This is a genomic window from Gammaproteobacteria bacterium (assembly GCA_016705365.1).
Lineage (GTDB): Bacteria > Pseudomonadota > Gammaproteobacteria > Pseudomonadales > UBA5518 > UBA5518.
On the sequence record JADIYI010000002.1, the window covers coordinates 592,931 to 613,285 of the forward strand.

At 60.0% G+C, this 20,355-nt stretch carries 17 protein-coding genes, 1 tRNA gene and 1 pseudogene; all 19 read right to left on the reverse strand.

Features of this window, described 5'->3' with window-relative positions:
* Positions 1-62: 62 nt before the first annotated feature.
* The gene (gene lon / locus IPF49_02840) at positions 63-2,489 is read right to left on the reverse strand and encodes an endopeptidase La (GenBank protein ID MBK6286585.1); all 2,427 of its coding nucleotides are present in this window, start codon (positions 2,487-2,489) and stop codon (positions 63-65) included.
* A 119-nt stretch (positions 2,490-2,608) separates the two neighbouring features.
* Positions 2,609-3,883, reverse strand: coding sequence for an ATP-dependent Clp protease ATP-binding subunit ClpX (clpX, locus tag IPF49_02845; GenBank protein MBK6286586.1), 1,275 nt, complete (start codon positions 3,881-3,883; stop codon positions 2,609-2,611).
* Positions 3,884-3,994: 111 nt separating this feature from the next.
* Positions 3,995-4,579, reverse strand: coding sequence for an ATP-dependent Clp endopeptidase proteolytic subunit ClpP (clpP, locus tag IPF49_02850; GenBank protein MBK6286587.1), 585 nt, complete (start codon positions 4,577-4,579; stop codon positions 3,995-3,997).
* Between the two features lie 109 nt (positions 4,580-4,688).
* The gene (tig, locus tag IPF49_02855) at positions 4,689-6,011 is read right to left on the reverse strand and encodes a trigger factor (protein ID MBK6286588.1); all 1,323 of its coding nucleotides are present in this window, start codon (positions 6,009-6,011) and stop codon (positions 4,689-4,691) included.
* Positions 6,012-6,239: 228 nt separating this feature from the next.
* Positions 6,240-6,324: transfer RNA gene (locus IPF49_02860), tRNA-Leu, on the reverse strand.
* 167 nt (positions 6,325-6,491) lie between these two features.
* Positions 6,492-7,412 carry a cation diffusion facilitator family transporter gene (locus tag IPF49_02865; GenBank protein MBK6286589.1) on the reverse strand — a complete coding sequence of 307 codons (921 nt, stop codon included), beginning with the start codon at positions 7,410-7,412 and terminating at the stop codon, positions 6,492-6,494.
* 46 nt (positions 7,413-7,458) lie between these two features.
* A complete protein-coding gene (gene fadA / locus IPF49_02870; protein ID MBK6286590.1) occupies positions 7,459-8,634 on the reverse strand; it encodes an acetyl-CoA C-acyltransferase FadA in 1,176 nt (391 codons plus the stop codon).
* A 38-nt stretch (positions 8,635-8,672) separates the two neighbouring features.
* The gene (gene fadB, locus IPF49_02875; protein MBK6286591.1) at positions 8,673-10,823 is read right to left on the reverse strand and encodes a fatty acid oxidation complex subunit alpha FadB; all 2,151 of its coding nucleotides are present in this window, start codon (positions 10,821-10,823) and stop codon (positions 8,673-8,675) included.
* Positions 10,824-10,911: 88 nt separating this feature from the next.
* Positions 10,912-11,991: a beta-N-acetylglucosaminidase domain-containing protein gene (locus tag IPF49_02880; protein ID MBK6286592.1), complete on the reverse strand. Its 1,080-nt coding sequence runs from the start codon at positions 11,989-11,991 to the stop codon at positions 10,912-10,914.
* 2 nt (positions 11,992-11,993) lie between these two features.
* Positions 11,994-12,776 (reverse strand): TatD family hydrolase, encoded by a 783-nt coding sequence (locus IPF49_02885; GenBank protein MBK6286593.1) that lies wholly within the window; start codon positions 12,774-12,776, stop codon positions 11,994-11,996.
* 30 nt (positions 12,777-12,806) lie between these two features.
* Positions 12,807-13,157, reverse strand: coding sequence for a PilZ domain-containing protein (locus IPF49_02890; protein ID MBK6286594.1), 351 nt, complete (start codon positions 13,155-13,157; stop codon positions 12,807-12,809).
* Between the two features lie 51 nt (positions 13,158-13,208).
* On the reverse strand, positions 13,209-14,231 hold the full coding sequence (holB, locus tag IPF49_02895) for a DNA polymerase III subunit delta' (protein MBK6286595.1): 1,023 nt from the start codon (positions 14,229-14,231) through the stop codon (positions 13,209-13,211).
* The gene (locus tag IPF49_02900) at positions 14,224-14,886 is read right to left on the reverse strand and encodes a dTMP kinase (protein ID MBK6286596.1); all 663 of its coding nucleotides are present in this window, start codon (positions 14,884-14,886) and stop codon (positions 14,224-14,226) included. The genes holB and IPF49_02900 overlap by 8 nt, the downstream gene beginning before the upstream one ends.
* On the reverse strand, positions 14,883-15,944 hold the full coding sequence (gene mltG, locus IPF49_02905; protein MBK6286597.1) for an endolytic transglycosylase MltG: 1,062 nt from the start codon (positions 15,942-15,944) through the stop codon (positions 14,883-14,885). The genes IPF49_02900 and mltG overlap by 4 nt, the downstream gene beginning before the upstream one ends.
* On the reverse strand, positions 15,919-16,770 hold the full coding sequence (gene pabC / locus IPF49_02910; protein ID MBK6286598.1) for an aminodeoxychorismate lyase: 852 nt from the start codon (positions 16,768-16,770) through the stop codon (positions 15,919-15,921). The genes mltG and pabC overlap by 26 nt, the downstream gene beginning before the upstream one ends.
* An 11-nt stretch (positions 16,771-16,781) precedes the next feature.
* A pseudogene (gene fabF, locus IPF49_02915) lies at positions 16,782-17,985 on the reverse strand (beta-ketoacyl-ACP synthase II).
* A 234-nt stretch (positions 17,986-18,219) separates the two neighbouring features.
* The gene (acpP, locus tag IPF49_02920; protein MBK6286599.1) at positions 18,220-18,453 is read right to left on the reverse strand and encodes an acyl carrier protein; all 234 of its coding nucleotides are present in this window, start codon (positions 18,451-18,453) and stop codon (positions 18,220-18,222) included.
* 133 nt (positions 18,454-18,586) lie between these two features.
* Positions 18,587-19,321, reverse strand: a complete 735-nt coding sequence (gene fabG / locus IPF49_02925; protein ID MBK6286600.1) for a 3-oxoacyl-ACP reductase FabG — start codon at positions 19,319-19,321, stop codon at positions 18,587-18,589.
* Between the two features lie 17 nt (positions 19,322-19,338).
* Positions 19,339-20,280 carry an ACP S-malonyltransferase gene (fabD, locus tag IPF49_02930; GenBank protein MBK6286601.1) on the reverse strand — a complete coding sequence of 314 codons (942 nt, stop codon included), beginning with the start codon at positions 20,278-20,280 and terminating at the stop codon, positions 19,339-19,341.
* Positions 20,281-20,355 lie beyond the last annotated feature (75 nt).

Below are 20,355 nucleotides of genomic sequence, written 5' to 3' on the forward strand. Positions count from 1 at the left end.
CCGGTACGAGGGGCGTGAAGTTTACACCACCAGCGCCCAAGAAGGTCAAGCGATACACTGACTCAATGCGTGTTGATTCTGCTTTCATCAACACCGCGTTCGATCTCTGCCGCAGCTTTTTCGCTCAGCCGCTTCCACTCCTCGTCCGATACCGGATCGGGCATCCGCTCGAGCGCGATGTCGAGAACCTGATCTATCCAGCGTACCGGGCGTATTTCAAGCGCGCTCTTTATGTTCTCTGGAATTTCCTTCAGATCGCGCTCATTCTCTTCGGGGATCACGACCGTCTTGATGCCTCCGCGATGCGCTGCCAGCAGTTTCTCCTTGAGGCCACCGATCGCGAGCACCTGTCCGCGCAGGGTTATTTCTCCGGTCATCGCCACATCGGCACGCACTGCGATACCGGTCAGTACGGACACGATCGCCGTGCACATGCCGATTCCCGCACTCGGGCCATCCTTGGGCGTCGCGCCTTCGGGCACGTGTATATGCAGATCATATTTTTCGTGGATATCGGGGCGAATCCCCAGCATTTTTGCACGGCTGCGCACGACCGTCATCGCAGCCTGGATCGACTCCTGCATTACATCTCCGAGCGAACCGGTCCGTACGTGTCGCCCTTTGCCAGGGACCGCCACTGCCTCGATGGTCAGCAACTCTCCGCCTACCTGTGTCCAGGCCAACCCGGTGACCTGACCGACACGATTCTGATCGAGCGCTTCGCCATAGCGGAATTTGCGCACGCCGCTGTATTCCTCGAGCGCACTCTCCGTCACCTTCGGATGGGCTTCCTCGACGTTGTTCTTCAGCGACAGCCGCTTCACCTGTTTGCGGCAGATCTTGGCAATTTCGCGCTCCAGATTGCGCACACCGGACTCTCGGGTGTAATAACGAATGATGTCGCGGATGGCGCCCCGCCCGAATCCGAGCTCATCGCCGGACAGTCCGGCGTTTTTCAACTGCTTCGGTACCAGATACCGTTCGGCGATATTGATTTTCTCGTCTTCCGTGTAGCCGGGAATACGAATCACTTCCATCCTGTCCAGCAAAGGCGCAGGAATATTCATCGAGTTGGACGTGCAGATGAACATCACATCGGAAAGATCGTAGTCCACTTCGAGATAATGATCATTGAACGCATGATTCTGCTCGGGATCCAGAACCTCCAGCAATGCCGAGGCGGGATCACCGCGGTGATCCATCCCGATCTTGTCGACTTCGTCGAGCAAAAACAATGGATTGCGAACCCCGGCCTTGGACAGCTTCTGGAGGATTTTGCCCGGCAAGGAGCCTATGTAGGTGCGTCGATGCCCGCGAATCTCCGCCTCGTCACGCACCCCGCCCAAGGCCATGCGCACGAAGCGGCGGTTGGTCGCACGGGCAATGCTCTCACCGAGCGAGGTCTTTCCAACGCCTGGCGGCCCGACAAAACACAGCACTGGCCCCTTGGCCTTGCCGACGCGCTTTTGCACTGCAAGATATTCGAGAATCCGTTCCTTGACCTCTTCCAGGCCATAGTGATCCTGTTCCAGGATCTGTGACGCACGTGCGAGGTCATTGCGCACCTTGCTGCGCTTTTTCCACGGCACGGAAACCATCCAGTCGAGGTAGCTGCGCACCACCGATGCCTCGGCAGACATCGGCGACATCATCTTGAGCTTGTTGAGTTCGGCAAGCGCCTTGGTCTCGGCTTCACGCGCCATGCCCGCGCCGCGAATACGCTTGTCGAGATTTTCGAACTCGCTGGGGGCATCCTCCAGATCTCCAAGCTCCTTCTGGATCGCCTTCATCTGCTCGTTCAGGTAGTACTCGCGCTGGCTCTTCTCCATCTGTTTCTTGACCCGGCCGCGAACACGCTTCTCGACCTGGAACAGTTCGATCTCGCCTTCCATGAGACCCATCAGGTGTTCGATGCGCTCCGCCGTTCCCGTTAGCTCGAGAATTTCCTGCTTCTGGGCGAGTTCGAGCGACATGTGCGCAGCAATGGTGTCAGCCAGGCGCCCGGGATCATCTATGCCGCTGAGTGCGCTCAGTACTTCCGCCGGCACTTTCTTGCCGAGATTTACGTACTGCTCGAACAGGCGCATGCAGGCACGCACAAGCGCTTCGCCTTCTTTATCCTGCAGGCGATTGCCCGGCGTCAGCCGAACATCCGCAGCCAGATAGTCGGCATGCTCGGTCACCGCTTCGACCAGCGCGCGCTCGCTGCCTTCGACCAGCACCTTGACGGTGCCGTCCGGCAGCTTGAGCAGTTGCAGCACGTTGGCGACGGTACCAACCTTGTATATTTCCTTCTGTCCGGGATCATCCTCCGCGGCGCTGCGCTGCGCGACCAGCAGAATTTTCTTCTCGGCAGACATCGCCGCATCCAGCGCACTGATCGACTTCTCGCGACCGACGAACAATGGAATCACCATGTGCGGAAAAACCACGACATCACGCAGTGGCAGCAACGGCAACGTCGCCAGAGCGCCAGTTCCGGACTTCATGTATCAACTCCTTGCCCCCGGAGGGCATGAATACAGACACCCCGGCGCACAAGCCGGGATCGATCGATGAGGGAGATTCTACAGGACGTGGCCCGGCGCGTCTTGCGCCGCGCGCAAGCTCATTCGCCCGGCGCCGCCTTTGGCTGCACGGATTCGTAGACTTTCAGCGGTTCCGAGTCACCCCTGATCACCGACTCGTCGATCACGACCTTGGTGATGTCACGCTCGGATGGGATCTCGTACATCGTCTCGAGCAACACCGACTCGAGAATGGACCTCAGCCCGCGCGCACCGATCTTGCGCGCAAGCGCACGTTCGGCAATGGCCCGAAGTCCATCTTCGCGGAAATCCAGCTCCACGCCCTCCATGTCGAAGAGCTTCTTGAACTGACGTGTGAGCGAGTTCTTTGGTTCGGTGAGAATCTGGATCAGCGCCGCGCCATCGAGTTCCTCGAGTGTCGCAATCACCGGCAATCTGCCCACGAATTCAGGAATCAAGCCATAACGAATCAGATCTTCAGGCTCCAGTTCACGCAGCAACTGGCTGATATTCTTGGCTTCGTCCTTGCCTTTGACTTCAGCCGAAAAGCCGATCCCGCTCTTTTCCGAGCGATCCCGGATTATCTTGTCAAGACCGGCAAACGCACCGCCGCAGATGAACAGGATGTTCGAGGTATCGACCTGCAGAAATTCCTGCTGCGGATGCTTGCGGCCACCCTGCGGCGGAACCGACGCAATGGTGCCTTCGATCAGCTTCAGCAGTGCCTGCTGTACGCCTTCGCCAGACACATCCCGCGTGATGCTGGGGTTCTCCGACTTGCGGGAAATCTTGTCGATCTCGTCGATATAGACGATACCCATCTGGGCCTTTTCAACATCGTAGTCCGCTTTCTGCAGCAGCTTCTGGATGATGTTCTCGACATCCTCGCCGACGTATCCGGCTTCGGTCAGGGTAGTGGCATCGGCAATGGTGAACGGCACGTCCAGCAACCGCGCCAGCGTCTCGGCGAGCAGGGTTTTGCCGCTACCCGTCGGGCCGACCAGCAGGATATTGCTCTTGCCCAGTTCGACATCGTCACGCTGGCGCTCGCCTTCGCGAAGACGCTTGTAATGATTGTAGACCGCGACCGACAAGACTTTCTTGGCATGTCGCTGCCCGATGACATATTCATCGAGTGTCTGGCAGATTTCGCGCGGCTTGGGCAGCTTGCCCTTGGACGAATCGCTCGAGGATTCCTGGACTTCCTCGCGGATGATGTCATTGCACAGATCGACACACTCATCGCAGATGAACACCGATGGCCCGGCAATCAGCTTGCGCACTTCATGCTGGCTCTTGCCACAAAAAGAGCAGTACAGAAGTTTGCTCTTGTCGCTGCTGCTTTCCTTCGTCATTCCCGCTCCGCCCGAATGGATTCACACATCAAATCGGCTCCCCCGGTCTCCGGATGGTCGCCAGCTGCCCGCATTGCCGGAAAGTCTAGCAGGATAGCCCCAAATTGGTACCTATTTGCCGGGGCGCCCGCTGAGAACCTCATCGACGATGCCATACTCGCGTGCCTTGTCCGGGCTCATGAAATTATCGCGTTCGGTATCGCGCGCCACTGTTTCAATGGATTGCCCGGTGTGCTTTGCCAGCAACATGTTCAGCCGCTCGCGTATGATGAGAATCTCGCGCGCATGGATATCGATATCGGACGCCTGCCCGTGCGCGCCACCGCTCGGCTGGTGGATCATGATGCGCGAATTCGGCAGCGCATAGCGCTTTCCAGCGGCCCCTCCGGCCAACAGAAACGCACCCATGCTCGCGGCCTGACCAATACACATTGTGCTCACATCGGGCTTTATGAACTGCATCGTGTCATAGATGGCGAGGCCAGAAGTGACCGATCCCCCCGGAGAATTGATGTAAAGGTGTATGTCCTTGTCCGGATTCTCCGACTCGAGAAACAGCATCTGGGCGACGACCAGATTCGCCATATGATCCTCGACGGGGCCAACCATGAAGATAACACGCTCCTTCAGCAGCCTCGAATAGATGTCATAAGAGCGCTCTCCGCGCGCGGTTTGCTCTACAACAATCGGTACCAGCCCAAGGCCGGTAATGGCCTGTGATTGACGCTCTCCGCGTTGCTCCATGATCTCTCCTGCCAGATGGGTGCGAATATCGGGGCGCGCGAACCCGCGCGCCAGCTGGAACTCAGGGCTGCGCCGGCCGGGGAGCATCTGCGCGCAGCGCTTCCTCGTAGGTGCAACGGAGCTCGGTTACTGCGGCGCGCTCGAGAATCAGATCGATCACCTGATCCTCGAGCACCACGGCTTCGACCGAGGCGAGTTGTTCCCTGTTTCCGTAATACCAGCTGATGACTTCCTCCGGTTCCTCGTAGGTGGAGGCCATCTCCTCAACGACCGCCCGTACGCGGGCAGCGTCGGCCTTGAGCGCTTCCTTGCGAATCACTTCCCCGAGCAACAGGCCCATCGCCACCCGGCGCTCGGCCTGGGAGCGGAACATATCGTCAGGCAGCATGTTCTCGTCAATGCGTGCCGCATCACCGCCGAACTGGCGCAAGGTCTGTTTGCGAAGGGCGCCGATTTCCTGCTTGACGAGTGCTTGCGGGACGGCGATGTCCGAGCGCTCGTGCAGCGAGTTGATGACCCGCCCCTTGACCTTGTTGCGTAGCGCCTGCTTCAGTTCACGCTCCATGTTCGAGCGCACCTCGACACGAAAGGCATCGAGGCCGCCTTCCGCAACGCCGTAGCGCGCGAAAAACTCATCGTCGAGCTCCGGAAGCTGCTTCTCCGAAACCGCATTCAGCCGGACTTCAAACTGCACCTGTGTGCCGCGCAGATTCTCCGCGTGATATTCGTCGGGGAAACGCAGATCAAGAGTCCTCGTTTCGCCGCTCGCCATTCCCTCCAGGCCGGATTCAAAACCGGGAATCATCCGCCCGGTGCCCAGGTGCAGATCGCTGCCCTTGGCACTTCCGCCGTCAAACTCCTCGCCATCTCGCCGGCCGGTGAAATCGATGTTCACCCGATCCCCATCCCGGGCCACACGCTCGACCGCAATCCAGGTCGCCTGCTGGTTGCGCAGCACATCGATCATGTGATCGATGTCCGCTTCGGTGACTTCGGCAATCGGTTTCTCTACGCTGAGCTTGCCGAAATCGATCAGTTCGATTTCCGGGTAGACCTCGAAAGTCGCGGTAAATTCAAGGTCACGCCCGCTACCGAAGGCCCGCGGCTCGATGACCGGTTGCCCGGCAGGCTTTAGATCCTCCTGCCGAACCGCCTCATAGAATGACTGGCTCATGACCTCGCCCAGCACTTCTTGACGCACACCTGCCCCAAAACGCTGACGCACGACCTTCATCGGCACCTTGCCTTGCCGAAAACCTTTCAATCTTATGGATTTGGCCGCCTTTTCAAGGCGCGCGGCAATCTCGGAATCGATCCGTGCCGCCGGTACACCGATGGTCAGCCGCCGACCAAGTCCCGAAGTGATTTCAACGGAAACCTGCATTTCAAACCTCTCTCTCAAAATCTGTTGTCACCACGATTCACGGGGCCAATAACCGCGCACAGTGGCAGGCTCGGGGCACGCCTCTGCCTGCGGCAGAGTAACTGCCCCGTGTCATCTCTAAAGACAGCCGGATCGGCGCACATTCCAGGCTCGGTCAGGTGCTTGCGCCCGCTGCAAGGGCGCGCATTCTAGCACGGGATTTTGCTTTCTGGACTCAAAGCACGGAGATGGTGCGAAAGGAGAGACTCGAACTCTCACGCCTTGCGGCACTGGAACCTAAATCCAGCGGGTCTACCAGTTCCCCCACTTTCGCGCTGTCTCTGGCATCGCATCGATTGGTTTCTCAAAAAAAGCCACCAACTTCATGATTATAATCGCTTTTGCCCCCCTTCCGACACGTACGCGAGAGAGACATGCGGCCTGTGCATTGGCGACACCGAGCACCGCGAGCGGCAGCCGGATGTCTGACCCACGGCGCGACTATGACACAACACGCCGGGCCAAAGCAGCCTCTTCCTCCACGATGCTGTGCGGATCCTGATGGATGATGATATCGGCCCCCGGAAACTTGCCAAGAAGTGCGGCTTCCACTTCATCGGCGATCCGATGCGCGTGCAGTAGCGGCATATCATCGGCCATTTCAATATGCAGCTGGATCACGTACCTCAAACCCGAGCGCCGGGTGCGCAGGTCGTGCACGCCCATCACGCCGCTATGGACCATAGCCAGCTCGAAAATTGCATTATCGACTTCCGGAGGCAATTCGCGGTCCATCAGCATGCCGAACGCATCCCACCCGATGCGCAGTGCGCCATAACTGATGAACAGCGCAATCAACACTCCGAGAATCACATCTACCATCCCGAAACCACGCTGTGCACATACCAGCGCCACGATGACGCTGACGTTCAGCAGCAAATCGGACTTGTAGTGCAACCGATCGGCGCTGATCGCGGTGGAATTCGTGAGCTTGACGACATAACTCTGCAGCAGCACGAGACCGATCGTCAGCACAATCGCACACGCGGTAACGGCAAGGCCAATGTCGGCGTTTTCCACTGCATGCCCTGCGGGACGCAGCAGTTTCTGCATGCAATACAGGAACAGCAATATCGCGGAGCCGAGGATGAACCCTGCCTGTGCGAGGGCCGCGAGCGACTCGGCCTTTCCGTGACCGAAACGATGTTCTTCGTCCGCGGGCTTCAACGAGTAATGAATAGCCGCCATGGTGACCAGCGAGGCCATGGAATCCATCACCGAGTCCAGCAACGAACCAAGCAGGCTGGCGGAGCCGGTGTAGATCCATGCGACCGATTTCACCACGATGAGGAATACGGCCACTCCCACGGAAGCATAGCTGGCAATCAGCAGCCATCGCCTCGACTCCGCCGGTGCAAGCACGCCTCAGCCTCTCACGAACACGATCAGCGTCACGACCTGAGCCTCATCAAAGACGCTCGACAATCGTCGCGATTCCCTGTCCCATGCCAATACACATCGTGGCCAGGCCAATCGTCCGGTCGCGCTGTTCCAGTACATTGATCAGGGTCGAGGTGATGCGCGCGCCGGAGCAGCCAAATGGATGCCCAAGCGCGATCGCGCCACCATTGAGATTCACCCTGGAATCCATGTCATCGAGCAGACCGAGGTCCTTCAGCACCGGCAGCGCCTGGGCGGCGAACGCCTCGTTCAATTCGACCACCTCGATATCGGACATCGACATCCCGCACCGCGCCAGCGCTTTATGGGTGGCCGGAACCGGTCCGTATCCCATGATCGACGGGTCCACTCCCGCAACCGCCATTGCACGGATACGCGCCCGAGGCGTTGCGCCAAACTCCCTTGCCTTGCGACCCGACATCACGATCATCGCGGAAGCGCCATCGGCAATTTGCGAGGAGGTGCCCGCCGTTACGGTTCCATTGCGGGGATCGAAAGCGGGCGCCAACACCGCCAGACCTTCCATGGTCGTGTCACGACGAACGGTTGTGTCCGCACGCACCAGAAAGCTCAGTCCATGCTCATCGTGCCCACGCGCGGGAATGATTTCACGCTCCCAGCGCCCTTCGTCCTGCGCGAGCGCCGCCAGCCGATGCGAGCGCACGGCGAATGCATCCTGCTGTTCACGCGTGATGCCATGCAGCATGGCCAGACCTTCGGCGGTAATACCCATCAGGCCGGCCGCCTTCGCCACGTGTTTGCTGAGCCTGGGATTGGGGTCGACGCCCTTGTCCATCGGCAGATGCCCCATATGCTCCACACCGCCAACGAGGAACACATCACCGTAGCCAGTCCCGATCGATTGCGCCGCGATATGCAACGCCGACATGGACGAGCCGCAAAGACGCGAGATGGTCTGGGCACCGGCACTGTGCGGCACCACCGTCAGCAACGACAGCATCCGGGCGACGTTCCAGCCCTGTTCCTCGGTCTGGTTGACGCAGCCCCAGATTACATCCTCGACGCTTGCCGGATCGATGGCCGGGTTGCGGGCAAAAAGGGCGTTGACCAGGTCCGCGGACAAATCCTCGGCCCGCACGTGGCGGAATACCCCGTTTTTCGAGCGCGCCATCGGCGTGCGTGCACAATCGATTATCACCACGTCGTCGTCTTGGTAGCTCACCCTGGATCTCCCCCGAATACGTAAATCGACCAGCCCGGTCAGGAATAGAAGCGTTTGCCGTTCCGTGCGCGCTCGCGAAGCGACTGCGGCACCGCATACACCGGTGCGATATCGGCAAATCTGTCGGCAGCGGCACAGAAATCGTTCAATCCCATATGATCCATGTAGCGCAACGCCCCACCACGGAACAGCGGAAAGCCAATACCAAGAATCAGCGCCATGTCGGCTTCACCGGCCGAATCAACGATGTTCTCGTCGAGACAACGCACGAGTTCATTGCACATCGGAATCATCATCCGCTCGATTATTTCCTGATCTGCAAATTCACGCGCCGGCGCACAGATCTCCTGGAGCATCGCGGCAACCACGGGATCCAGACTCTTGACCGGTTTGCCGCGCTTGTCCTGCTCGTAGCGGTAGAACCCGGCCCCGGTCTTCTGACCGTAACGTCCGCTGTCGAACAATACATCCACCGCGGAGCGGAAATCGACTTTCATGCGCTCGGGAAAGCCCGCCGCCATCACGCCGGCGGCGTGATGCGCCACATCGATACCGACCACGTCGATGAGATGGGCCGGGCCCATCGGCCAGCCGAATTTCTGCATCACGCGATCGATATGGGTGAAATCCGCACCATCGCGCAGCAGCAGGTCAAACGCACCGAAATACGGAAACAGCACCCTGTTGACCAGGAACCCCGGGCAGTCACGTACCACGATCGGAGTCTTCTTCAGGGTTCGCGCGTATGCAACAGTGGTCGCGATGGCCGCATCGGAACTGTGCTCACCACGTATGACCTCGACCAGAGGCATGCGGTGAACCGGATTGAAGAAATGCATGCCACAGAAGTTTTGCGGGCGCTGCAATGCAGTCGCCAGCCGGGTAATGGAAATGGTGGAGGTGTTGCTGGTGAGAATGGCATCTTCGCCCAGCGTTGCTTCGCATTCAGCCAGCACCTTCTTTTTGACTGATTCGTTCTCGACTACCGCCTCCACCACAAAATCCACGCCGGCGAACCCGTCATAGTCGAGCGTCGGGCTGATCGCCGACAACACGCCTGCCATGGAAATCGCCGACATCCGCCCCCTGTCGACCTGCCCGGCCAGCAACTTTCCGGCTTCCGCCATACCGATCTCGAGCCCGCGCTCGGCGATATCCTTCATCACGATCGGCACACCGCAACTTGCGGATTGATAAGCCACGCCACCGCCCATGGTTCCTGCGCCAAGCACCGCCGCCTTGCTCACGCTGCGCCCCGCTTTCCCGAGACTCCGCGCTTTCCTGGATACCACCTGCTCGTTCAGAAACAGACCGATCAAGCTGTCCGCCTCGTTGCCCATGGCGAGGCGTGCAAAGAATTTCGCCTCCACTTTCTGTGCTTCGTCTCTCGCCAAGCCGACAGATTTTTCCATCGATTTCGCGGCAGTCACCGGGGCCGGCATGTTCGGACCAGCCTGCGCGGCAACAACGCTCTTGCCGGTCATGAACGCCATCATGCGCTCGACATCGTTCAGCAAAACCGGCGAAACCTTCTCGCGCCGTCGCGCTACATAATCCAATTCACCGGAAATACATTGTCCGAGCAGATCAAGCGCCGCGTCGCGAAGCTTCGAGGGATCCACGATCGCATCGACGACACCAACCGCCAGCGCCGCATCCGCCTTGTACTCGCGACCGCCACAAATCCATTCCACGGCGTTGTCGATCCCGATCAAGCGCGGCAATCGCACCGTTCCGCCAAACCCGGGATTGATGCCAAGTTTCACTTCCGGCAAGCCGATTCGCGCCGACGCGGCCATGACGCGGGCATCGGCAGCCAGACACAATTCGAGTCCGCCGCCAAGAGCCGATCCGTTGATTGCACAGACGCTCGGCAGTCCAAGATCCTCCAGCATATTGAAAATCGCGTTCGCCTGCGCCAGGCTCTGCAGCAGCGCTTCCTCCCCGAGACGGAAAAGAGCACCAAACTCCGTGATATCCGCACCAACGACAAAGGATTCCGGCTTGGCGCTGCAGATCAGCACGCCGCGCGCATCCTGCGCCGACCCGAGCAACTGCAATACCTCCCGAAGCTCGCCCAGCGTCAACTGATCAAACTTGTTTACGGCATCGCCAGCGCGATCGAAACACAGTTCCGCGATACCGTCCGGCAGCAGTTGCAGCCTGATCGCCTTGCCCTGAAAGTGCATGGATGACTCCGGTCGAATTGAAGCAGAAGAGCGCAGATTATAGGAATCGCGCCGCCGCGAAAACCACTACCTGTGGCATAGCTGCCGGTCAGTCAGTGAGGCACGCCGGATCGAAGGCATAGCCATTGGCCAGCCAGTCGAGGAGTTCCCGCGCATAGGGGGAGTCATGCCGGCCATATCGATCAACCAGCATTCTGCGCAAATCCGGGGTAAGCGATGCAAGTCCCGCCGTTTGAAAGAAGCCCAGATCCTCTGCCAGCAACGCGCCCATTTCCCGGCCACAAAGCTCGTCCGCCGCCCGCCGAAACGCGACATCCGGCTCATAGCGCGGGCCATCCCGATACAATCGCGGCAGCGTGGCGAGCGGAATCCGTGACAGCCAGCACTGATTCATGGGATTGACAAAATGTGCCGTGCTCAGTTGCGCGAGCGAAGCCGGTCGATTGCGGAAAGCATCGAGATGGAGAAGCCGCGAAGCCTTTGCGCCATCATTCACCGGGTAGTTGTCCCACAGCACCGGCAAGCGGCCAAAACTCCCGGCAATGCGGCGCAAGGACTCCTCGTCATAGGATCGCGAACAGACCTGCTCCCCGGTCCAGAACAACCCGACCTCGAGCGGCAGGGTGCTTCCGAGCGTTTCCCAGTATCGCGGAGGCATCGACCCAAAGAGCTTCTCCAATATCGGATCGGCGCTGTAGTAGCTGGGACATACCAGCACATGAGGCGTCGAGGTCACCGACAACACCTCCTGCACAAGCTCGCATTGCAGTTCGCCAAGGCTATCCACACCGCGCGGCATGTCATCGAACAGGATACACAGTATCTGCGTACCAAAGCCGTCCAGGTAGCGCACCTTGTCGCGCAGACTCTGGCGATTTCCCGGGGTCGGGTTTTCAACCAGGCCGAGCGGCGACAGGCCCGTCCCCCACAATAGCTGCTGACGCGCACACTGCGCGGAAATGTCATGCATGAGCCGCTCGGCATCCGCGGCCCAGCGCCCTCGCCAGTTCTTTCGCAGGCATGGGTCGCCCTTGGGAGCATAGACGTAATAGTGATAACCGGACTTCGCGAGGAACTCGATGCAGTCCCGGCGATCTCTCTCTTCCCAGCCACGGCCGTAGAATCCCTCGATGAGGCCAAGGCCGAATGGAAGCGCGTGTAGCGGCATACTCAGGCGGGCTGCGCACGCGTAAACAGCCTGAAGAAATTCTCGGTGGTCACCGCATCAACCACCGCTCTGGACACGCCTTTGATCTGCGCCACCGCATCCGCGACCTCGACGACAAACCGGGGCTCATTGGTACGACCACGATGTGGCACCGGGGCAAGATACGGCGAGTCTGTCTCGACCAGCAGGCGTTCGAGAGGAACCTGGCGCACCACCTCGCGCAACTCCGTGGCGTTGCGAAAGGTAATGATTCCCGAAAATGAAATCAGGAAGTTCATCTCCATGGCTGCCGCAGCCATCTCTGCGGATTCGGTAAAGCAATGCATCACGCCGGCCGACTTCGGGTCCGCATGTTCGCCCATCAGCCGCAGCGTGTCTTCCTGCGCGGACCGCGTATGCACAATCACGGGCAACGAAGTCCTGCCAGCGACACGCAAATGCATGGCAAAGCTCTGGCGCTGCAACTCTGCCTGCGTACCCTCGTAGTAGTAATCGAGACCGGTTTCGCCAACCGCAACCACCTTGGGTTCCCGGGTCAGGGCAACGAGAGTCTCTTCATCGATCAATTCGTCCACGCAGGACATCGGATGAACACCAACCGAGGCGTAGACCTGGCGATGTTGACGCGCATGCTGCAATACGCGGGGAATATTGTCCTTGTCCACCGACACGGTGAGCACCCCTCCGACCCCTGCCGCGGCGGCGGATCCGAGAACGACCTCGATATCCATGTTGCGGTCCGGGCCGGTCAGGTAATCGAGATGACAGTGGCTGTCTATCAGCATGGTATTGCCCGGCCACACGGGGCCGCAGCGCTACATCGTGTGCGTGGGACGTTCTGAATCGAGCGCACCGGCGAGATAGGTCTCGATTTTCTTGCTGGCCGTGTCATCCTGCCCGTTGAATTGCACGCCAATACCCGAGGCGCGGTTCCCCTGTGCCCGCTTTGGCGTTACCCATACAACCTTTCCGGCCACCGGTATTTTCTCCGGCTCCTCCATCAGGTTCAGCAGCATGAACACCTCATCCCCGATCCGATAGGGCTTGTTGGTGGGGATGAAGAGCCCGCCATTTTGCAGAAATGGCATATACGCGGCATAAAGCACCGCCTTGTCCTTGATGGTCAACGACAATATCCCGTTGCGGGTTCCCTGCTGTGCGCTCATAACCGGATGCTGCACTCTCGCGCTGGTCAACGATAGAAGGGTAGCGAGTCATCAGGCTTTTTGCCAGCCCACAAAGCCACGTTGCCAGTCAATCATCAGGGCCTCCAGCAATAGCTGGCGATTCGGATTCGCCGTGGACATGGCATCGCGCCTGGCTGCGACAGTGCGCTGCAACACACGCGCAACATGACGGGCGCTGCTACGGCCGGTCAAAGCGACATAATCTCCCGTGGTGCGGCGCAGCCGTGCGACGGCAGGATCTTTTGTGGTCAGGGATCGACTGAAGTCCAGAAGAAACATGAAAATCCACTCGAGCAGCACGCGCAGATCCAGATCGGCATACTCCGACACCAACACCGGAATCCAGGCCCCGGGATCGGCTGCGCGAAACATCAGATTCGCCACCCGCTCGAACTGTCCGAAACCCCCGTCGCGCAGCAGCTCGAGCGCAGCCAACGGACAGCCGCAAGCCAGTTCGAGCGCGTCGGCCGCGTCCTCGGCACCCGCGACCGTTGTCAGCCACGCCAGCCCCTGCCCGGGAGCAGGCGGTCGCAGACGCAGTTGTTCGCAACGCGAGCGCACGGTTGCAAGAAGGCGCGCCGGAGCATCGGTTACGAGCACAAGATGGGTGTCCGGCGCCGGCTCTTCCAGGCTCTTCAGCAGGCAGTTCGCGGTGCTGTGATTCATTGCATCCGCCGGATCGATCATTACCACCTTTGCCTGCGCGACACTGGACGTACGCATCACGAATTCGCCGAGCTCGTTCCTTATCTGGTTGATCCTGATTTGCTTGCCCGGCTCCTCGGGTGCGATCCGCAACAGGTCCGGATGCGTGCCCGCCCGCATCAACGAACAGCTCTTGCATTCACCACACGGCTCGCCTTCGATGAGATGACCGCACAATATTGCCGCGGCGAGCCGTTCGCTCAACAGACGCTTGCCAATGCCTGCCGGCCCGCCGAGCAGCACGCCATGATGCAGGCGACGTTTGCGGATGCTGCCTGAAAGACGCGCCCAGTCATCGAACTGCCAGGGCAACGGCGCTGTCACCGGCACACGCGCATCATCAGACATTGTGCCTATCCAGAAAATCCTGCATCACGGCCCGCACCGAGCGCTCTACCTCAACAAGCGCCCGACCCGCATCGATGATCCGGAACCGTTCCGGTTGTGCGTGTGCCAGATCCAGATAACAAGCCCTGATTCGTTCAAAAAACGCTTCGTCCTCGATCTCGAAACGGTCCGGATCACCGCGCGCCTGCATTCTTTGCATGCCCGCCGCTACCGGAACGTCCAGCAGCAGGGTGAGGTCCGGCGCGAATTCACCCAGCAGCAGCTTGTGCAGTTCGAGGATCGCACGCGTATCCATCCCCCTGCCGGCTCCCTGGTAGGCCAGCGTGGCATCACCGAAACGATCGCTGATCACCCAATCCCCGCGCGCCAGCGCCGGCTCGATGACCATTTGCACATGCTGTACGCGTGCCGCGCAAACCAGCAACAGTTCCGTAGAGTCACACATGCGCTCTTCCCTGCGCGCCAGCAACACCGCTCGGATATCCTCCGCAAGCGGCGTCCCGCCGGGCTCACGGGTCACCACCACATTCAAGCCGGAGCAATCGAGAATCTCGCGCACTACCGCGATGTTGGTGCTCTTTCCCGCACCCTCGCCGCCCTCGACGCTGATGAACTTTCCGCGTTTCACCGGTCGAGCCCGTTGCGACCCGCTCATCCTGTCGGCCTCGAACGATAGTTCACGGCACGCTTGCGGATCTGAAACTTGCGCACCGCGGCATTGTGCGCATCGAGCGTCGTGCTGAACTCGTGGGAACCATCGCCACGCGCCACAAAATACAGGGTATCTCCCCCGGCCGGATGCAGCGCCGCGGTGATCGCCGCGCGTCCCGGCAACGCAATGGGAGAAGGTGGCAGACCCGGGTTCAGATAGGTGTTGTAGGGGCCCGGGGTCTGAAGATGCACTCGGGTCAGATTACCGGTGAACTCGCTCCCGACACCATAGATCACTGCCGGGTCCGTCTGCAGCAGCATGCCGCGCTGCAATCGCCTGACGAATACGCCCGCGATATCCGGGCGCTCCGAGGCGAGCCCGGTTTCCTTTTCCACCAGCGAAGCCATCACCAGCGCTTCATAGGAGTTTGCATACGGCAGGTTGTCAACCCGCATTTGCCATTCTTCCTCGAGTATCTGCTGCATGCGCTGATGAGACATCTTCAGGATATCGAGATCGCTCATGCCCGCATGAAACTGATAGGTGTCGGGAAAAAAGACCCCCTCAGCGGATTTCAGTTCCTTGTCCGCGCCGAGCAATTGCAGAAGAGCATCCGGCTCTGCAGGGTCGATCAGTACTTGCAGATTGCGTTGCGCATGCAGCTGGGCCAACATCTGCCTGACGGTCGTGCCTTCGATGATGGTCACCGAATACAGCACAACCTCGCCTTTGATCAGCTTCTGAAGTATGCCTCGGGGCGTGATACCGGGCTCCAGGAGGTACTCACCGGCACGCACCGCATCCGCGACACCAATGAGCCGTGCGTAATAGCGCAACCAGTCCGGATGGGGCAGTATTCCGCGCTCGCCAAGATCGTCCAGAAATACGGTGAGGTTGGTTCCCGCACGCAACTCCACCAACTCGGGTGCGTCGAAGTGCCTCGGTTTGTCGAGCCAGTAAAGCAGCGCCTGGCAGGCGATGAACAACGATAAAACGCCCGCCGCAAGCGCCGCCGGGGCATAGTGCCCGATGCCGCTAAGCCGCGAACTGCCGCGCCACATAATCCCGGATCTTGCGCGTGACCGCACCTACCGCATAGCCTTTTGCTCCAAGCTTGCGCACCGGCCAGACACCGATCACGGCGTTGCAGATGAACAACTCCTGGGCCCCCGCGAGCAGTGCCCGTTCACAATTCGTGGTGGAGACGGCGATACCCAGCGACCGTGCCACTTCATCGATGATGTATCCGCGCATGACGCCGGCAACACCACAGCTTTCTATGATCGGCGTGATCAGCCGACCACCGCTGACGAGAAATACATTGGTCGAAATTCCCTCCACAATGCGCCCGCGCGAATCGGACATCAGGCCCTCCACGATGTCATCGTCCGCCCACTCCATGCGTGCAAGCACCTGCTCCAGCCGGTTGAGATGCTTGATGCCGGCCAAGGTCACGTTCATGCCGAGCCGCGCATCACAGAAGCGCACCGCCACACCCTCGGCAGCACGCGATACAGGATAATCAGGCAATGCTTGCCGTATCAGGATACGCGTCGGCGTTGCGTGCGCATCCGTGCGGTAGCCCGCGCCGCCGGTGCCGCGCGTCACGATCAGCTTGATAATGCCACGTGCGCCACGACTCCGGGCCGCGCCAGCAAAGGCGCCGATCTCGCTGCGCAATTGATCAAGATCGACGGGTATCGACAGGCGGCGACAGGAAGAATCCAGCCGGTCCATGTGCCTGTCGAGCAAGGGAATGCGCGCTTCATTGTAGCGCATGGTCTCGAACACCCCGTCACCATAAGCCAGCCCGCGATCACCCGCCTCCGGCGAGGCACCTTCCCTGGCATTGACCCACACCAACGCTTCCTGCGAATCCTGACTCATCGGAATACCCGTCAGAACCGCCGGAAAATCAGCGATCCGTTGGTCCCGCCAAAACCGAAGGAATTCGACAGGGCCACATCGATCTTGCGCTCCTGCGCCACATGCGGCACGCAGTTCAGAACACAATCCGCATCGACGTTGTCGAGGTTTATGGTCGGTGGGGCAACCCCATCGCGAATCGCGAGAATGCTGAATACCGCCTCGACCGCGCCTGCTGCTCCCAGCAGATGGCCAATCATGGATTTCGTGGAGCTCATTGCAACATCTTGCGCTGCATTGCCGAGAATACGCTGCACGGCGCGGAATTCCGCTGCATCTCCGGCCGGAGTCGAGGTCCCATGTGCGTTGATATAGTCGATATCCGAGGGCGCGATCCCGGCGTCGCGGATCGCATTCATCATCGAGGAACTCGCTCCGCGCCCATCCTCGGGAGGCAAGGTCATGTGACAGGCATCACCGCTCATGCCAAAACCGATCACCTCCGCGTGAATTCGGGCGCCGCGCTTGCGCGCACTCCAGTTCCTCCAGCACCAGCACTCCGGCACCGTCGCTCAGCACGAAGCCATCGCGGTCCTGGTCCCAGGGTCGGCTCGCCGCCGCCGGATTTTCATTTCGCGTCGACAATGCCCTGGCCGCGGCAAAACCGCCAAGGCCTACCGGCGTCGTGGCCATTTCCGATCCACCCACCACCATGGCATCGACCTCGCCCCACGCGATGAGACGCGCCCCCAGGCCGATATTGTGGGTGCCCGTGGTGCAGGCGGTTGTCACCGCCAGATTGGGGCCGCTGAAACCATAGCGTATCGACAGATAGCCCGCGATCATGTTGGTGATCGATCCGGGTACAAAAAACGGCGAGATGCGTCGTGGCCCTGATTCGATGACGATCTGATGACTCTTCTCGATCGAGGCGATGCCACCTATGCCGGATCCGATTGCCGCGCCGATGCGTGCAGCATTCGATTCGTCGACCACGAGCCCCGAATCGTCCATGGCCTGCACTGCAGCGCCCAGGCCATAGAGTATGAACTCGTCGAATTTGCGCACTTCCTTGGGCGGGAGGAAGGAGGTATCGAAATCGCGAATCGATCCACCGAAGCGCGTCGAATAAGCAGAAACGTCGAAATGTTCGATCGGCCGAATACCGCTGCGGCCATTGACGATGCCATCCCATGTCTCGGGAACCGAGTTTCCAAGGGGGGTGACTACACCCATCCCGGTTACGACCACGCGTCGCTTCATTGCGGCGAACTCCGTTTGCGAAACGTCTTTTTAATGGCGGGACGTAACAGACGCAACCCGGACAAAGACATCAGAAATTCATCACCAACGTGCCGGCCACGCATCCGGTCCACCGCAGCATCAGAAAATCCGCCGGACGGAGGCCTTGGAAGGCCGCCTGCCACACCGCGATCCAGTGTGCCGCAGGAGCCTTCCGACGGGCATTGATCAGGAATGGGATTCGATATAATCGATGGCGTGCTGGACCGTGGTTATGTTCTCCGCATCCTCATCCGGGATCTCAGTCTCAAACTCCTCTTCAAGAGCCATGACCAGTTCAACGGTGTCGAGAGAGTCGGCTCCAAGGTCTTCCACGAAGGAAGCAGAGTTCTGGATATCCTCCTCTTTCACACCAAGCTGCTCCGCGACTATCTTCTTGACGCGTTCTTCGATGCTGCTCATTTTCGTATCGTGCTCCTGTTAAGGGTTGAGTACGTCGTTGCAACCGGTTTCACCAATTCCCGCGCTGTGCTGCAACGCGAGCAAGGATTCTACCCTGAATCTCCGCAACATTTAATATATTGACAAAATGCGCTCAGCGCATGTACATGCCACCGTTTACATGAATCGTCTCGCCGGTCACGTATCCAGCTGACTCCGAGGCAAGAAAGGCCACTACTGCCGCCACTTCCGCAGCGTCTCCCAATCGTCCTGCCGGAATCTGTTCCAGCAAACCCTGGCGTTGCTGGTCCGGAAGCTCGCGCGTCATGTCCGTGTCGATAAAACCCGGTGCCACGCAATTCACCGTTATTCCGCGAGAGCCGATTTCCCGCGCCAGCGAACGCGAGAATCCTTCCATCCCGGCCTTGCTCGCGGCGTAATTTGCCTGCCCCGCATTGCCCATCGAACCAACCACCGAGCTGACGCTGACAATACGCCCCCAGCGCGCCTTGGTCATTGCACGCATCACGGCCTTGCTGAGGCGGAAAACGGAGCTGAGGTTGGTGTCGATAACACCCTGCCATTCTTCCTCTTTCATGCGCATCAGGATGTTGTCGCGCGTGATGCCGGCATTGTTCACCAGGATCAATGGTGCACCGTATGCATCCACGATCCTCGCCAGGACATCATCGATGGCTGCTGGCGAGGCGACATCGAGCGCCATCCCGGTACCGGCAATACCGGCTGCGGCAAAGCGCTCGGAGATGCGCGTCGCGCCGGAATCGGTGGTGGCTGTGCCGATCACGACATGACCGAGCGCACCCAGCGAATCCGCAATTGCCGCTCCGATGCCCCTGCTCGCGCCGGTAACCAGACACACGCGCTGCATATCACGCCCCTCCCGGGTCAGGCGGCCGCTGCCGCAATTGAAATCTTCATGTCATCGGGATCCTCGCTGGCGTGGCATTCGAGTCCGCCATCGATTCTCTTGCACAGTCCGGCAAGCACCTTGCCAGGGCCGACTTCGAGAACCATGGCAACCTGTTGCGCGACGATGAAGCGTACCGACTGCGTCCACTTGACCGGGCTATGAATCTGCTGCACCAGCAGTTCGCGGATCCGCTCCGGCTCGGATTCGGTACCCGCATGAACATTGTGCACCACCGGCACTGCGGGCGCACTTATACGGATACCGGCAAGATCGCGCGCAAGCTGCTCACCGGCAGGCTTCATCAGGCTGGTATGAAAAGGGGCGCTGACCGGGAGCGGCAAGGCTCGCTTGGCGCCTTTTTCCTTGCATGCAGCGATAGCGCGCTGCACGGCGGCCGTATGACCTGCGATCACTACCTGGCCCGGGGAATTGAAATTCACCGCTGCCACGACCTCGGAGCCAGCCGCCTCAATGCAGGCCAGTTCGACCAGATCATCATCCAGTCCGAGCACAGCCGCCATGGCGCCCTCCCCGACCGGTACCGCCGATTGCATATACGCTCCGCGATTGCGAACCAGTCGCACCGCATCGGCGAACTCCAGAGCACCCGCACAAACCAGCGCGGTGAATTCGCCAAGGCTATGCCCGGCCATATACTCGGGACGCACGCCACCGCGCGCTGACCATACCCGCCAGAGCGCCACGCTGGCGGTGAGAATCAACGGCTGGGTTCGCTCCGTCAGGTTCAGCTCTTCCTGCGGACCGGTCTGCGCAAGCCGCCACAGATCATAGCCCAGCACGCTCGATGCTTCGTCGAAAGTATTCCCGATCAGCGGTTCCACCGCCGCCATCGCGGACAGCATCCCGACGCGCTGAGAACCCTGTCCCGGGAAAACGCATGCCAGACGTGGCGCCATCTCAGCCTCCTTTACGCAGGAGCAGACACGAAAACGGCGAGCACTTCACAGGCTCGCCGCCGAGTTTCTCATGGA

What these genes read in the sequence shown, in the direction of transcription:
- holB (MBK6286595.1), bottom strand. Translation starts at nt 14,231, where the DNA reads ATGTCTGATGATGCGCGTGTGCCGGTGACAGCGCCGTTGCCCTGGCAG.
- clpX (MBK6286586.1), bottom strand. Translation starts at nt 3,883, where the DNA reads ATGACGAAGGAAAGCAGCAGCGACAAGAGCAAACTTCTGTACTGCTCT.
- IPF49_02900 (MBK6286596.1), bottom strand. Translation starts at nt 14,886, where the DNA reads ATGAGCGGGTCGCAACGGGCTCGACCGGTGAAACGCGGAAAGTTCATC.
- IPF49_02890 (MBK6286594.1), bottom strand. Translation starts at nt 13,157, where the DNA reads ATGAGCGCACAGCAGGGAACCCGCAACGGGATATTGTCGTTGACCATC.
- IPF49_02880 (MBK6286592.1), bottom strand. Translation starts at nt 11,991, where the DNA reads ATGCCGCTACACGCGCTTCCATTCGGCCTTGGCCTCATCGAGGGATTC.
- lon (MBK6286585.1), bottom strand. Translation starts at nt 2,489, where the DNA reads ATGAAGTCCGGAACTGGCGCTCTGGCGACGTTGCCGTTGCTGCCACTG.
- IPF49_02885 (MBK6286593.1), bottom strand. Translation starts at nt 12,776, where the DNA reads ATGCTGATAGACAGCCACTGTCATCTCGATTACCTGACCGGCCCGGAC.
- acpP (MBK6286599.1), bottom strand. Translation starts at nt 18,453, where the DNA reads ATGAGCAGCATCGAAGAACGCGTCAAGAAGATAGTCGCGGAGCAGCTT.
- mltG (MBK6286597.1), bottom strand. Translation starts at nt 15,944, where the DNA reads ATGTGGCGCGGCAGTTCGCGGCTTAGCGGCATCGGGCACTATGCCCCG.
- tig (MBK6286588.1), bottom strand. Translation starts at nt 6,011, where the DNA reads ATGCAGGTTTCCGTTGAAATCACTTCGGGACTTGGTCGGCGGCTGACC.
- fabD (MBK6286601.1), bottom strand. Translation starts at nt 20,280, where the DNA reads ATGGCGCCACGTCTGGCATGCGTTTTCCCGGGACAGGGTTCTCAGCGC.
- fadB (MBK6286591.1), bottom strand. Translation starts at nt 10,823, where the DNA reads ATGCACTTTCAGGGCAAGGCGATCAGGCTGCAACTGCTGCCGGACGGT.
- fabG (MBK6286600.1), bottom strand. Translation starts at nt 19,321, where the DNA reads ATGCAGCGCGTGTGTCTGGTTACCGGCGCGAGCAGGGGCATCGGAGCG.
- pabC (MBK6286598.1), bottom strand. Translation starts at nt 16,770, where the DNA reads ATGAGTCAGGATTCGCAGGAAGCGTTGGTGTGGGTCAATGCCAGGGAA.